Source organism: Burkholderia cepacia complex sp. TUM26381, from assembly GCF_057439935.1.
Genome location: NZ_CM172007.1, coordinates 2,810,332 through 2,824,355 on the forward strand (window position 1 = coordinate 2,810,332; position 14,024 = coordinate 2,824,355).

The following is a 14,024-nucleotide window of genomic DNA, read 5'->3' on the forward strand; positions in this document are numbered from 1 at the left end:
ATGTGCTGCGTCGTCCGTCATGCTGCCGACGGGCCGGCGTGGCGGACGCTCCGCGCGCCGGCCCGGTACGAATCCAACCCGCGACGTCAGCCCGCGACGTCGAGGTCCACTACCGGCGACGCGTCGACGGCCGCCGGTCCCGGCGCGTGAATGCGGATCGGCTCGCCCGCGGCCGCGCTCGCATAGATCGCGTCGAGAATTTCCATCACGATCAGACCTTCTTCACCGGGGGCGGGATGCGGGACGTCGCACAGGATCGCTTCCGCGTAGTCGTACATCGCGGAATGCGCGCCCTCCGCGGGCGGATTCAGCCGCATGTCGAACTGCGCGCCGTTCTGCTCGATGAACACGTGCGCGTCGAACGTGTAGCCCTCGTTCAGGTTCTTCTGCAGCAGCCCCGCACGCGTGCCGAGCAGACGCGTTTCCATCAGCTCCGCTTCCTGGATGTTGGTCGCCCACGATGCCTCGAGCGCGAGCGTCGCGCCGTTGTCGAAACGGATCAGCGCGGCGGCGAGATCCTCGACGTCGAACGTCTTGCCCGCACGCGCCGCCAGTTCGCGCGCGATCGGATCGTAGGTGCTGCCCATCACCCACACGGGTTTCGGATAGCCCATCAGCCACAGCGCGAGATCGAGACGATGCACGCCGAGATCGATCAGCGGCCCGCCGCCCGCCAGCGCCTTCGTGCCGAACCAGCCGCCGAATCCGGGCATCCCGCGCCGGCGATGCCAGACCGTGCGCCCGAAATAGAAATCGCCGAACAGGCCGCTGTCGACCTGCGCCTTCAGCGCGCGCGACTGCGCGCTGAAGCGGTACGAGAAATTGATCATCAGCCGCTTGCCGGCGCGATGCGCGGCGATCAGCATGTCACGCCCCTCGTCCGCGTTCATCGCCATCGGTTTCTCGCACAGCACGTGGCAGCCGGCGTCGAACGCGGCGAGCGTCAGCTCGCGATGGAACTTGTTCGGCGTGCACACGCTGACGACGTCCAGTTTCTCCGCCGCGAACATCGCGTCGGCCGACGCGTAGCGCGCATCGATGCCGAGCGCGTCGCCGACCTTCGCGAGCCGCTTCGCATCGGGGTCGGCAATCGCAACCACGTCGACATCGGGATGCTCGCGCCAGCCTTCGATATGCTTGCGGCCGATCCCGAGCCCGATCACGCCCACGCGCAGGCGACGGCCGCGCGCAATCGCCGCCGCTTCCGGCAGTTCCACCTTGTAGTCGTCGTTCATGCGAGGTCTCCGGCGGTCTGCTGGATACCGACGTGCGCGAATTGCCCGCTCTTCTCGCTGAGCGTCTCGAGCGGCGGCGAGTTCGGGCAGCGGTCGGCCAGGTTCACGCGCGGCGCGGCCCACTGCACCGCGTTCGCGATCACACGCTGCACGTTGCGGTCGTGATAGGTCGGGTAGGCTTCGTGCCCGGGGCGGAAATAGAAGATCCGGCCGTGACCGCGCTCCCAGCAGCAGCCCGAACGGAACACCTCGCCGCCCTCGAACCACGAGATGAACACGGTGCTGTCCGGCTGCGGGATGTCGAAACGCTCGCCGTACATTTCCTCGTGCTGCAGCTCGAAGTACTCGCCGAGCCCGGCCGCGATCGGATGCGACGGCTCGACGACCCACAGCCGTTCCTTCTCCGCTGCCTCGCGCCACTTCAGCGAGCAGTTCGTGCCGAGCAGGCGGCGGAAGATCTTCGAGAAGTGCCCGGAATGCAGCACGATCAGGCCCATCCCTTCGAGCACGCGGCGCTGCACGCGCTCGACGATCTCGTCGGAGACTTTCGCGTGCGCCTTGTGCCCCCACCAGATCAGCACGTCGCACGCGGCAAGCCGCGCTTCGCTGAGGCCGTGCTCGGGCTCGTCGAGCGTCGCGGTGCCGATCTCGAGCGGCAATGCACCGTGGCCGAGCGCCGGCGTCTCGGCAAGCGCGCTGGCGATCACCCGGTGCAGGCCGTCGGGATAGATCGCGCGCACACCCGCGTTCTCCCGTTCGTGCTCGAACTCGTTCCATACGATCACTGAAAGTTTTTTATTTAGCATGACTATCCTTTATCGATGATTTGGCGCCAATTCGACAGCGGCCATGCGCCCTGACCGCCTGAAACCTGTGGCCGGATGTTCCGGGTGCCGCGCGCCGCTCAGGCGATCGCGAGCGCCGGTGCGGCAGGCTCGCGCGGCGTGCGTACCGCCGCGCGTCCGTCCGGATGAAACAGATGCGACGCGGCGGCCGGCAGATCGACGCGCAGGCGCTCGCCGACCCGCGCGCCGGCGGCATCGGTCTTCGCGACGATCGGCTGGTCGCACAGCGGCGTGTCGAGATACAGATAGGTGTGTTCGCCCATCTGCTCGACGTGCGCGACCTGACCCGCCACGGCGCCGGTACCGACCCGTACGTGTTCGGGGCGGATGCCGAGGGTCACGCCGGCGCCCGTCTCGAGGCCGTCGCCGGACACGTCGGCGCCGAGCGGATGGCCGCGGACCAGCACGCGAACCTCGCCGCTGCCGGCCGCCGCGACGCTTGCCGGCAGGAAGTTCATCGCGGGCGAGCCGATGAATCCGGCGACGAACTGGCTCGCCGGACGGTGATACAGGTCGAGCGGCGTGCCGATCTGCGCGACGCTGGCGATCCCGCTGCGCCCTTCGAGCGGCCGCAGCAGCACGATCTTGTCGGCGAGCGTCATCGCCTCGACCTGGTCGTGCGTCACGTAGATCATGCTGGTGCTGTCGAGGCTGCGGTGCAGCTTCGCGATCTCGACACGCGTCTTCACGCGCAGCGCCGCATCGAGGTTCGACAGCGGCTCGTCAAACAGGAACACTTTCGGCTTGCGGACGATCGCCCGGCCGATCGCGACGCGCTGCCGCTGGCCGCCGGACAGTGCGCCGGGCTTGCGTTCGAGCAGCTCGCCGAGGCGCAGCGATTCGGAAGCGAGCCGCACCCGCCGGTCGATCTCGTCTTTCGGCAAGCGCAGGTGACGCAGGCCGAAGGCCATGTTTTCGTAGACGGACATGTGCGGATAGAGCGCATAGCTCTGGAACACCATCGCGATGTCGCGCTGCGCGGGCGCAAACGTGTTGACGCAGCGGCCGTCGATCCATACGTCGCCCGCGCTCTGTTCCTCGAGACCGGCGACGATCCGCAGCAACGTGGACTTGCCGCAGCCCGACGGGCCGATGAAGACGCAGAACTCGCCCGGCTCGACCGTGAGATTCACGTCGCTGAGGATGGGGGTCGTGCCGAACTGCTTGCGAAGACCGCTCAACTTGATCTGACTCATGTTTTCCCTCTTGATCCTGTTCGGGCCGAGACGCGTCAACCCTTGACCGCACCGGCAGTCAGGCCGGAGACGATTTGCCGCTGAAACACCAGCACCAGCAGCACGAGCGGCACGGTGACGATGACCGACGCGGCCATGATGGTTCCCCACGGCAACTCGTAGCTGCTCGCGCCCGAGATCATCGTGATCGCGACGGGCACCGTGCGCTGGCTCGACGAGATCATGAAGGTCAGCGCGAACAGGAACTCGTTCCAGGCCGACACGAACGCGAGCAGCGACGTCGCGGCCAGTGCCGGCCGCAGCAGCGGCATGAAGATCCGGAAGATCAGCGTGAACACGCCGACGCCGTCGACGAGCGCCGCCTCCTCCAGCTCGCGTGGCAACTCGCGCATGAACGTGACGAGAATCCAGATCGTGAACGGCAGCGTGAAGATCAGGTCGGACAGTACGAGCGCGCCGAGGTGGTCGTACAGGCCAAGCGAGCGGACCAGCTCGAACAGGCCCGACAGGATCGCGACCTGCGGAAACATCGACACGCCGAGAATGCACATCATCAGCACGCCGCGCCCGCGGAACGACACGCGGCCGAGCGCATACGCGGCGAGCACCGACACGGCGAGCGACAGCGCGACCGCCCCGCCCGCGACGAGCGCCGAATTCAGCAGGTACGCGCCGAACGGCTGGTCGCGAAACAACTGGCGATAGTTGTCGAGCGACGGGCTCGCCGGGAACAGCGACGTGTCGAACAGTGCATCGCCATGCTTGATCGACGTACCGATCATGTAGACGAACGGGAACAGCGCGATCACCAGCACGAGCGCCGACAGCAGCCCGTGAATCGCGATATCGAGCGGATGCTTCTTCACGTCAAGCCTCCTGCATCCGGCGGCGGCTGACCGCCATGTAGCCGATGGTGAACAGCACGATCGTGACGAACAGCAACATCGCCGACGCCGACCCGAACCCGACCTGCTGGAAATCGATCAGCTGTTCGCGCACATAGATCGACATGCTTTTCGTGATCCGGCTGTTCGACGTCATCACATAGATCAGGTCGAACACGCGCAACGCGTCGAGCGAGCGGAAAATCATCGCGACCAGCACGCCCGGCAGGATCAGCGGCAGCGTCACCGAGCGGAACACGCGCCAGCGCGGCACGCCGTCGACACGCGCGGCCTCGTAGCAATCGCGCGGCACGGTCTGCAGCGCGGCGAGCATCAGCAGCGCCATGAACGGTGTGGTCTTCCACACATCGACGAGCACGATGGTCGGGAAGACGAGGCGCGCATCGGCGGTAAAAGCGAGCGGCTCCTGGATCGCGCCGATCGACATCAGCATCGCATTGACGATCCCGAACTGGTCGTTGAGCATCCAGCTCCAGATCTTCGCCGACACGACGGTCGGGATCGCCCACGGCACGAGCACGGCCGCGCGCAGCAGCGTCCGCAGCCGCGACGGCACGTCCAGCAGCAGCGCGACGCCGAGGCCGGTGGCCGTCTCGAGCACGACCGACACGACGGCGAACAGCACGGTATTGCCGACGGCCTGCCACCACGCCGGGTCGCGCAGCACGCCCGCTGCGCCGAGATAGTTGTCGAGGCCGACGAAATGACGCTGCGACAGGTCGGACAGTTGCGCGTCGGTCAGGCTGAACCACGCCGTGCGCAGCAACGGCCAGCCGGCAATGGCCGCCAGCGTGAGCAACGCGGGCGCCACCAGCAGCCACGCCTGGCGCCGGCGTGCGCGGGCAAGCCCGGCCCGGGCCCGCACGGGTGCCTGCACGAATGCAGGAGTGCTACTCATTTCGATGCTTCCGGTTCTCATTCGATGTCTCCTGTCAGGCCGGCGCCCTGCGGAAGCCGGCCCGATCGATCAATCGCGCGCCGCGGCGCTCAGTGCCAGCTGCCGCCCGGCGCGAGCCGGTTGAGCGTGGCGGCGAGCCGCGCGAGCGCGCCCGCCGCGGTGTCGCTACCGGCGAGCACGTCGTGCGCGGCATTCCAGAACTGGTTGCTGACCTGGTTGTACTTCGCGCCGGTCACGGTCGACGGCCGCGCGACCGCCGTGCTGAAGGTCGGCAGCAGATCGGCCATGAACGGGTTGGCCTGCAGGATGTCCTTGTCCCGGTAGAGCGCCGGCATCGTCGGGTTGTACGACCCCTGGATCGCCCGCAGCTTCTGCACGTCCGCGCTCGCCATGTACATCACGAGATCGGCGGCCAGTTTCGGGTTCGGCGAGTAGCGCGACACGGCGAGCTGCCATCCGCCCAGCGCGGCGGCCGGGCGGCCGTCGGCGCCGCCCTTCGGCAGCGGCGCGATGCCGACCTTGCCCTTGATAGGGCTGCCCGCGCGATTCGCGATCGCCCATGCGTACGGCCAGTTGCGCATGAACACCGCGTTGCCGGCCTGGAACACGCCGCGGGCTTCCTCCTCGCCGTAGTTCAGCACGGCCTTCGGGCTGATCGTGCCGACCCATTTCGCCGACTGCTCGAGCGCCTTGATCGCACCCGGGTTGTCGATCGTCACGCGGCCCTTGTCGTCGACCACCGTGCCGCCGTTGTAGCTGCTGACCCATTCGAGCGCATCGCAGGTCAGCCCTTCGTATGCGCGCCCTTGCCACACGTAGCCCCAGACCTTCTCGTTGCCGGCGGCGCGCTCGCCCGACTGGATCTTGCGCGCGGTGGCATCGAGTTCCTCCCACGTGGCGGGCACTTTCACGCGGTACTTGTCGAGCAGGTCCTTGCGGTAGTAAAGCAGCCCCGTATCGATGAACCACGGCATCGCGACCAGCTTGCCGTTCACCGTATCGTTCGCGACGATGCTCGGGAACGACTGGCTTTCCAGCCCCTTGCTGTACGGCTTCAGGTCGATCAGGTGGTTCGCGAGGATGCCCGGCCAGACCGTGTCGATCTGCATCACGTCGATCTTGTCGGAGCCGCCGCCGAGCAGTTGCTGATAGAGCGCCAGCGTTTCGCTCGAGTTATTGGGCATGCTGATGAACTCGACCTCGTTGCCGGTCTTCTCGGCCCACCGCTTCGCCGAGACCTGGCAAATGTCCTGGTCGACGCCGGCTGCGCCGCATGCGATCCGCAGCGTCGCCGCACCGGCGCTGGCGGCCGTGGCGGCCGTCATCGCGAGCGCCATCGTCAGCAAACCTGCCTTGAGCTTCATCATTCGGTGTCTCCAGTTTTTTTCGAATCGTTCGAATCGTGCGCCGCGGTGTCGCAAGCGCGTCGCCGGGTGCCGTGGGTCTATGAGACTCCAGTCCGGTTAATCGAAAATTTCGGAAACGCGCCGCGCCATTAACAATCGAAACAATCGCCGTCGCGCGTCAGCCCAGCAGCGCGGCGAGCGCCGCCAGATCGAACGGCTTCGGCACGAACGGCAGGTCGGCGCGCCAGTCGGGATGGGTCTGATGAATCTCGGGCGGCAGGCCCGAGGTGAGCGCGACGCGCTGCGCCGGCCAGCGCTCGGCGAGCCGCGCCGCGAACGCGATGCCGCTGCCGCCCGCGCCGAGCGAGATGTCCGACAGCACGAGCGTGACGGGGCCGTGCTCGGCCAGCCAGCGCAATGCCGCGTCGCCGGTCGCCACTGCGTCGGCCCGCGCGCCGAGCGCCGCGAACTGGCTGAGCGCCGTGTCGCGCACCTCCGGATCATCGTCGACCACGAGCACACGGGCACCGGCCTGCCCGGTAACGGGCGCGGCCACCGTGACGGCCGGCGCGGCGCGCCGTTCGGGCGGCGCGCTCTCGGGCAGCCACAGCTCCACGCGCGTGCCCTGGCCGACCTCGCTGTGGATGCGCAGATCGCCGCCGCTCTGGCGCACGAAGCCGTAGACGCTGCTGAGCCCGAGCCCACTCCCCTCGCCGGCCGCCTTGGTCGTGAAAAACGGCTCGATTACCTTGTCGAGCAGCACCGGGGCGATCCCGCAACCCGTGTCGGTGACGCTCAGCACGATCGCGTGCGGCGCGGACGCACCGTCGGAAGCCGGTGCGCGGCGCGCGGCCAGTGCCAGCGTCCCGCCGTCCGGCATCGCGGCGGCGCTGTTGAGCGCCAGGTTGAGGACGGCGTTCTCGAGCTGGCCGCGGTCGACGTTCACCCACATCGCGTCGGTGGCCGGCTCCAGCACGACGGCCACCCGCTGGCCCGCCGAGTATTCGACGAGATCGAGCATCTCCGCGAGCATCGCCCTGACCGACACGCGTTCGGCCTGCAGCGGCTGGCGCCGCGCGAACGCGAGCAGCCGCCGCGTGAGCCGCGACGCGCGTTCGGCCGCGCGGCGCGCCCGCTCGGCCATCGTCTGCGCATCCTGCTGGCCGTCGAGCCGCGGCAGCAGCAGTTCGAGGTTGCCGAGTATCGCGACCAGGAAGTTGTTGAAATCGTGCGCGACGCCGCCCGTCAACTGGCCGAGCACGTCCATCTTCTGCGCCTGACGCAACTCGGCCTCGACCGCACGCCGGCTCGTCAGGTCGCGGCAGACCGCCACCCAGCCGCCGTCCGGAAGCGGCTGGCAGTGGAATTCGAGGGTCCGCTGGTCGCGCAGGTGCAGTTCGGCCGACGCGGCGATGCGCGCGCCGTCGGATGTGCGGGTCGCGGTCTCGCGCGACACCTGGCGCCAGCGCGCGGGCTGATGCATGGCCTGCCGCAGCATCGCGAGCGACAGGCCCGCGTACAGCGTGCCCGGGTCGATCCCGAGCAGCGTCGCGAAGGTCGGATTCCACGCGATCAGGCTGCCGTGCGTGTCGTGAACCGACACCCCGTCGTTCATCGAGTTGAGCACCGACTCCTGCAGGCGGCGCTGCGACTCGAGCCCGTGGGTCAGTTGCTCCTTCTCGATCAGGTTGGTGCGGAACACCTCGAACGCGCGCGCCAGCTCGCCGATCTCGTCCGGCCGGTGCGTCGACGGCATCCGGTCGGACGTGATCCCTTTCGCGAGTCGCGCCATCACGCGCGTCATCGCCTGCAGCTTGTGCAGGATGCGGCTCGCATACGCGACGCCGAGCAACGCCACCACGACGCCCGCGACGGCCAGCAGCAACAGGCCCGACTGGCTGGAGACCGCGACCTTGCGCACCTTGTCGCTGCGCTCGCTGGCGATCTGCCGCAAGCGCTCGACGTAGCGCGCCGACTTGCCGCTCAGGTGATCCGCGTGGCCGCGCAGGAGCGTGACGAGATAACCCGTCTGCGCTTCGCTCGACAGAAACTCGCGGCGCACCGCGAACACGCTGCGCGCGCCGCCGTCGAGTTGCTGCAGCGCCTCGGCAAGCACCGGCTGGCGGCGGTCTTCGGCGCGTTCGCGCACGCGCAGCCACAGTGCCTCGTTGTCGCTTTCCGCGCTGCCGAGCTCCGCCGCGTTGGCCGCCTGCAGCGCACCGGCCGTACGGGCCCAGATCTCGAGCAGCGTCGGCGCCTGCTGCGCGATCACGCTCTTGTCGCGCGCGATGCCGTCGCCGATGCGGTCGTTCGCGAGGCGCAGGGCGCTCAACTCCTCCTTGAGCTGTCGCTGCCGGCCCGACACGATCAGCAGCCGGGCGAGATCCTGGTCGATCGCGTCGAGATCGTCGATCACCGCGAGCTGCTCGCCCGCCTTCGCGGCGGGGCCCGGCTGTTTGCCGAAGCCCGGCGACAGCCGCCGGATATCGCCGAGCAGGCCGCGCATCAGCTCGGTGTCGTTGTGCAGCAGGTCCGGCGAATCGGTCAGCATCATGCTCGGCGCGACCGCGGCGAGTTGTGCGACCTTGTCCGACAGCTCGAGCGCGCGGGCGATCTCGGGCACGACGTTCGCCTCGTATTCGTCGAGCGCGTTCTGGTTCGCGCGCATGCCGAGCACGCCGACCACCACGACCGCGAGCGTGATGCCGAACAGCAGCAGAAACGTCGCGGTCAGCTTGGCCCGGACACTCCAGGGCGGCAACATCCTCACCGTCGTGCGCATCGCATCACACGCGCACGACGGGCACCGCGAACACGTAGCCGATGCCACGCTGCGTGCGGATATAGGTGGGCTGCTCGGGGTTCGGCTCGATCTTGCGGCGCAGGCGCAGGATCAGCACGTCGATCGTCCGGTCGTACACGTCGATGCCGAAGCCGCGCGTATGTTCGAGCAACTGGTCGCGCGACCAGACTCGCGACGGCTGCTGCACCATCGCCGCGAGCAGCTCGAATTCGCCCTGCGTCAGCGCGCACGGGCCGCCGTTGTGCGTCAGCGTGCGCGCGGCCAGGTCCAGCGTCCAGCCGTCGAAGCAGTAGCGCGGGCCGCCGCCGTTCGACGCGGGGCGCGGCATCGACAGCTCGATCGTGCGCCGCAGCTGGGCGCGCACCCGCGCGATCAGCTCGCGCCCGGAGAACGGTTTCGTGACGAAATCGTCGGCCGCGGTCTCGAGGCCGAGCACCCGATCCGTCTCGTCGCCCAGGCCGCTGATCATGATGATCGATACGTCGGACCGGCGCCGCAGCTCGCGGGCGACCGTCAGGCCGTCCTCGCCGCGCAGCTTCAGGTCGAGAATCACGAGCGCGTGCGGCGCGGCCGCGAGCTGCTGCTGCATCCGGGCCGCGCTGTCGACGGCCGACACGTCGAATCCGGCCTCTTCCAGCACGCTCTTCAGCCAGACGCGCACTTCCGGATCGTCGTCCAGCACCAGGATCCGATGTTTTTCTGACATGGGTGTTCTCCTCCAAGCCGGTCGCGCGCGCCGATTCGGTCGGCCGCGCGGTGCAAGCTGGCATTTCTGTCGGTATGTGGCCGGACCGCGGCGGGATGACGCAGTCGGGCCGGAAGCGAATGGTGGCCGATCCGGGCCGATCCTGGCAAGTTCCCGTGAACGCGCATCGACATGAGGATGGGCGGGGCGCCGCGCGCGCCTTCGCGCGGCACAATCAGGACGCGCGCGGGATTCTAACGTCGAAAAATTTCGATGCAACCGCGCCGCGATCGGTGAATACCCTGCCCGAATTGCGGCCCGGACGGACGAGCCGACGGTACGGAATGCCACGCCGTTGCACCGGGTGCGCTGGCCGTACTGCGACCCGTGCCCGAACCCGATCGGGCCACCGGCACGTCACGCACGCCCGACGCATGCATCGATCCACGACGATTTCGCCAATCGATCTGCATGACGAACGAATTCGACGTCTCGTTGCCGATGCCCCGATCACGATCGCCCGCGCCGTGTGCAACGTCACGGTGCCGCGCCCCGCGATCGCGGCCATCCGGTTTCCGTTGCAGCGACGATCGTTCTGCATCGCCGTCGCTGCCGGCCGCCCCGAAATAGATTCACACGCGAAATACCTTCGCAGCCCGCCAAGTCACGCCCGTCCCGCGCCAAATCCGCCTGAAACCGGCTTTCCCGCCGCCGCGTGATCGCCGACGGCGCGATCGGGTGACCCACTCAACACATCCGTCGAGTTTGTGCGCGCAACAATGGCGATGCCTCGCCCCCGGCGCCCTGCGGGCACCCCGATTCCCCGCAGGGCACCGGGCGCGGCGGTCTTCAAAAACCACATCTCACGAGGACATACCATGCAACTCCAATCCCATCCGGCGTGCCGCCCGTTTTACGAAGCCGGCGAACTGTCGCAACTGACTGCCTTTTACGAAGAGGGCCGTAATGTCATGTGGATGATGCTGCGATCGGAGCCGCGGCCGTGCTTTAACCAACAACTCGTTACCGACATCATCCATCTCGCGCGCGTCGCACGCGACTCGGGCCTCACGTTCGACTTCTGGGTGACGGGCTCGCTCGTCCCCGAGCTGTTCAACGTCGGCGGCGACCTGAGCTTCTTCGTCGACGCGATCCGCAGCGGCCGGCGTGACCAGTTGATGGCCTACGCGCGCTCGTGCATCGACGGCGTGTACGAGATCTACACGGGCTTCGGCACCGGGGCGATCTCGATCGCGATGGTCGAGGGCAGCGCGCTCGGCGGTGGTTTCGAGGCCGCGCTCGCGCATCACTACATGCTCGCGCAGAAGGGCGTGAAGCTCGGGTTCCCCGAGATCGCGTTCAACCTGTTCCCCGGCATGGGTGGCTATTCGCTCGTCGCACGCAAGGCCGATCGGGGCATTGCGGAGCAACTGATCGCGACCGGTGAAGCGCACGCCGCCGAGTGGTACGAGGATCGCGGCCTGGTCGACCAGACGTTCGACGCGGGTGACGCGTATCTCGCGACGCGCACCTTCATCGACGTGATGAAGCCGAAGCTGAACGGCGTGCGCGCGATGCTGCGCGCGCGCGAGCGGGTGTTCCAGCTGACGCGCTCCGAGCTGATGGACATCACGGAAGCATGGGTGCATGCGGCGTTCACGATCGAGCCGAAGGATCTCGCGTACATGGAACGCCTCGTGATGCTGCAGAACCGGCGCGTGTCGAAGCTGCGCACGGTGTAACGCGACGGGCGCCGCCGCTTGCGGGCGGCGCCCCTTCATGAACGACGCTCAGGCGAACGATGCTCAGGCGATCAGCCTGAGCTTCCTCGTCTCCGCGAGCCATGCCTCGAATGCCTGCGCCGGCATCGGCCGCGCGAAGTAGTAGCCCTGCGCGTGATCGACGTCGAGCTGCTTGAGGAAATCGGCTTCCGCATGCGTTTCGACGCCTTCGGCGATCACCGCGAAATTCAGCGCCTTCGCAAGCGACACGACCGAGCGCACCAGCGCCTGCGAGCGCGGATTGCGGTCGATGCCGGTGATGAAGGTGCGGTCGAGCTTGATCGCATCGAGCGGCAGGCGCGACAGCTGCGACAGCGACGAATAGCCGGTGCCGAAATCGTCGAGATGGATCTCCGCGCCGAGCTGGCGAAACTGCCGCATCAGCCCGATCGCCGATTCCTCGTCCTCGATGAAGCAGCTCTCGGTCAGCTCGATGTCGAGCAGGCCGGGCTTGAGCCCCGCACCGTCGAGAATCGACGCGAACTGGTGCACGATGTTCATGTCCTGCAACTGCCGCGCAGACACGTTCACTGCGATCCGGATGCCGAGCCCCTTCGCCTTCCACGCTGCGGCCTGCGCGGCCGCGGTACGCATCACCCAGCGCCCGAGCGGCGCGATCAGCCCCGACTCCTCCGCAAAGCGGATGAACTCGATCGGCGCGACGAGCCCGCGATCGGGCGACTGCCAGCGGATCAGCGCCTCGACGCCGTGCACGTCGCCCGTCGCGATATCGACGACCGGCTGGTAGTGCAGCACGAACTGCTCTTCCTCGAGCGCCTTGCGCAGGTTCGTGTCGAGCCACATGTACTTCGCGACCTTCTGGTTCATCTCCAGCGAGAACACGCGGTACGTATGCTTGCCTTCTTCCTTCGCGACGTACATCGCGGTGTCGGCGCTGCGGATCAGCGTCTCGAGCGAATCGCCGTGCTGCGGATGCATCGCAATGCCGATCGAGCAGCTCGTGTACACCTCCATCAGCCCGAGGTGGATCGGCGTGCGCAGCCGCTCGAGGATGATCTGCGCGGTCGCTTCGAGCAGCGGACGCGTGCCGTGCTCGAACAGCACGAGGAACTCGTCGCCGCCGAGCCGCGCGAGCGTCGCGCCGGACGGCAGGCAGCCGCTGATGATCGACGACACATCCTGCAGCAGGCGGTCGCCGGTGATGTGCCCGTAGTGATCGTTCACGCGCTTGAAGTTGTCGAGGTCGAGGAACAGGATGCCGACCTGGCCGCGCGTGTCGGGGCTCTCCGCGTCGATCGCCGCGCGGATCTGCTCGCTGATCGCATGGCGGTTCGGCAGCCCGGTGAGCACGTCGGTGTTCGCCAGCTCGGTGAGCCGCTGCTGCGCGGTGCGCTCCTCGGTGATGTCGATGCCCGAGCAGATCAGGAACTGCTCTTCGATGCCGCTGCCGCTCTGCACGAACTTGTTGCGGAACTGGAACAGACGCGGCCCGTTGACCGTATTGATGTAGCGCTCGACCGCGTACGACTGGTTGCTCGCGAAAAAGCCCGTGATGTTGGTGCGCGACTGCGCGCCCTGCTCGGGGCTCATGAACAGCTCGAAGGCGCTGCGGCCGATCACGTCGACCTCGCGCTTGCCCGTCACTTCCTCGCACAGGCGGTTGAAGCGCTGGACCATCCCGTTGCGGTCGAGGATCACGACGAGCGAATTCACTTCGGACACGACCTGCTCGGCGAACGCGAGCCCGTGCGCGAGATCGCCCGCGACGGACACCGTATCGGAATAGGCCGACGCCGTGCCGGCCCAGTCGGTCGTGTTGAGCTTCTTGCCGACGAGATGGAGGCTGACCGGATTGCCGAACAGCGCGATCTCGAGCACGAGATGCGACGTGACGCCCGTCAGCGCACGGATGCGCGCGGCCTGCTCGCCCGTCAGCGCGACGGCGACGTTGGTCAGGCCGCGCACGGCGGCCAGCTCGAGCGCATTGCTGTCGCTGCCGAGGCGCCAGCAGGGGCTGCGCGTACCGACGTGCGCCTCGAGCACCGCGCTATCGTTTTCGTCATCCATGGAGCGCCCCGATCCAGAAAAAACGCACAGTGTAGACGGAGGCGAGTTGGCCGACCGCCTCCCCGGGCCGCGCAGTGCGCGTTCCCGGCAGGGCAGCCGCGATTGCCGTGACAGCGGTCCTCGTCTCGTACTTGTTTCCAGCTAATGCGACCCGGCGTTCGCGCGTGATGCGCGCAGGTTCTGCCTAACGAATGATGAGAGCCATCTTATCAAATGACGATGAGGATTGGCACTCACATTTAGAGCAGAGTGTCAAGGAATCGGGACTCGATTGGCAAGCCGGATTTTTCATGATTGGCGGC

11 protein-coding genes are annotated in these 14,024 nt (G+C 67.6%); 2 read left to right on the forward strand and 9 right to left on the reverse strand.

Features of this window, described 5'->3' with window-relative positions:
* Nucleotides 1–86 precede the first annotated feature (86 nt).
* The 8 genes from ACWMMN_RS29330 to ACWMMN_RS29365 form a co-directional block, all read right to left on the reverse strand.
* Nucleotides 87–1,235, reverse strand: coding sequence for a Gfo/Idh/MocA family protein (locus tag ACWMMN_RS29330; protein ID WP_174992880.1), 1,149 nt, complete (start codon nucleotides 1,233–1,235; stop codon nucleotides 87–89).
* On the reverse strand, nucleotides 1,232–2,041 hold the full coding sequence (locus ACWMMN_RS29335; RefSeq protein WP_059237614.1) for a ThuA domain-containing protein: 810 nt from the start codon (nucleotides 2,039–2,041) through the stop codon (nucleotides 1,232–1,234). The genes ACWMMN_RS29330 and ACWMMN_RS29335 overlap by 4 nt, the downstream gene beginning before the upstream one ends.
* Nucleotides 2,042–2,139: 98 nt before the next feature.
* Entirely contained in the window at nucleotides 2,140–3,276 is a 1,137-nt protein-coding gene (locus tag ACWMMN_RS29340; protein WP_059237615.1) for an ABC transporter ATP-binding protein, read from the reverse strand.
* A 35-nt stretch (nucleotides 3,277–3,311) separates the two neighbouring features.
* Nucleotides 3,312–4,142, reverse strand: coding sequence for a carbohydrate ABC transporter permease (locus ACWMMN_RS29345; RefSeq protein WP_059237616.1), 831 nt, complete (start codon nucleotides 4,140–4,142; stop codon nucleotides 3,312–3,314).
* Between the two features lies 1 nt (nucleotide 4,143).
* Nucleotides 4,144–5,079, reverse strand: a complete 936-nt coding sequence (locus ACWMMN_RS29350) for a carbohydrate ABC transporter permease (protein WP_174992882.1) — start codon at nucleotides 5,077–5,079, stop codon at nucleotides 4,144–4,146.
* Between the two features lie 89 nt (nucleotides 5,080–5,168).
* Nucleotides 5,169–6,446 (reverse strand): ABC transporter substrate-binding protein, encoded by a 1,278-nt coding sequence (locus ACWMMN_RS29355; protein WP_081051951.1) that lies wholly within the window; start codon nucleotides 6,444–6,446, stop codon nucleotides 5,169–5,171.
* A gap of 157 nt (nucleotides 6,447–6,603) precedes the next feature.
* Nucleotides 6,604–9,189 carry an ATP-binding protein gene (locus ACWMMN_RS29360; protein WP_226196979.1) on the reverse strand — a complete coding sequence of 862 codons (2,586 nt, stop codon included), beginning with the start codon at nucleotides 9,187–9,189 and terminating at the stop codon, nucleotides 6,604–6,606.
* Between the two features lie 22 nt (nucleotides 9,190–9,211).
* The gene (locus ACWMMN_RS29365; RefSeq protein WP_059237619.1) at nucleotides 9,212–9,934 is read right to left on the reverse strand and encodes a winged helix-turn-helix domain-containing protein; all 723 of its coding nucleotides are present in this window, start codon (nucleotides 9,932–9,934) and stop codon (nucleotides 9,212–9,214) included.
* 413 nt (nucleotides 9,935–10,347) lie between these two features.
* Here ACWMMN_RS29365 and ACWMMN_RS29370 point away from each other — a divergent pair, with 413 nt between their 5' ends.
* Together ACWMMN_RS29370 and ACWMMN_RS29375 are read left to right on the forward strand one after the other, a co-directional pair.
* Complete coding sequence (locus ACWMMN_RS29370) at nucleotides 10,348–10,632, forward strand: hypothetical protein (protein WP_486423498.1); 285 nt, start codon at nucleotides 10,348–10,350, stop codon at nucleotides 10,630–10,632.
* 159 nt (nucleotides 10,633–10,791) lie between these two features.
* The gene (locus tag ACWMMN_RS29375; protein ID WP_059237620.1) at nucleotides 10,792–11,655 is read left to right on the forward strand and encodes a crotonase/enoyl-CoA hydratase family protein; all 864 of its coding nucleotides are present in this window, start codon (nucleotides 10,792–10,794) and stop codon (nucleotides 11,653–11,655) included.
* 63 nt (nucleotides 11,656–11,718) lie between these two features.
* Here the strand turns inward: ACWMMN_RS29375 and pdeR are convergent, their stop codons facing one another.
* A complete protein-coding gene (gene pdeR / locus ACWMMN_RS29380) occupies nucleotides 11,719–13,722 on the reverse strand; it encodes a cyclic di-GMP phosphodiesterase (RefSeq protein ID WP_059237621.1) in 2,004 nt (667 codons plus the stop codon).
* Between the last annotated feature and the right edge of the window lie 302 nt (nucleotides 13,723–14,024).

What these genes read in the sequence shown, in the direction of transcription:
- ACWMMN_RS29330 (WP_174992880.1), bottom strand. Translation starts at nt 1,235, where the DNA reads ATGAACGACGACTACAAGGTGGAACTGCCGGAAGCGGCGGCGATTGCG.
- ACWMMN_RS29335 (WP_059237614.1), bottom strand. Translation starts at nt 2,041, where the DNA reads ATGCTAAATAAAAAACTTTCAGTGATCGTATGGAACGAGTTCGAGCAC.
- ACWMMN_RS29340 (WP_059237615.1), bottom strand. Translation starts at nt 3,276, where the DNA reads ATGAGTCAGATCAAGTTGAGCGGTCTTCGCAAGCAGTTCGGCACGACC.
- ACWMMN_RS29350 (WP_174992882.1), bottom strand. Translation starts at nt 5,079, where the DNA reads ATGAGTAGCACTCCTGCATTCGTGCAGGCACCCGTGCGGGCCCGGGCC.
- ACWMMN_RS29355 (WP_081051951.1), bottom strand. Translation starts at nt 6,446, where the DNA reads ATGATGAAGCTCAAGGCAGGTTTGCTGACGATGGCGCTCGCGATGACG.
- ACWMMN_RS29360 (WP_226196979.1), bottom strand. Translation starts at nt 9,189, where the DNA reads ATGTTGCCGCCCTGGAGTGTCCGGGCCAAGCTGACCGCGACGTTTCTG.
- ACWMMN_RS29365 (WP_059237619.1), bottom strand. Translation starts at nt 9,934, where the DNA reads ATGTCAGAAAAACATCGGATCCTGGTGCTGGACGACGATCCGGAAGTG.
- ACWMMN_RS29370 (WP_486423498.1), top strand. Translation starts at nt 10,348, where the DNA reads ATGCATCGATCCACGACGATTTCGCCAATCGATCTGCATGACGAACGA.
- ACWMMN_RS29375 (WP_059237620.1), top strand. Translation starts at nt 10,792, where the DNA reads ATGCAACTCCAATCCCATCCGGCGTGCCGCCCGTTTTACGAAGCCGGC.
- pdeR (WP_059237621.1), bottom strand. Translation starts at nt 13,722, where the DNA reads ATGGATGACGAAAACGATAGCGCGGTGCTCGAGGCGCACGTCGGTACG.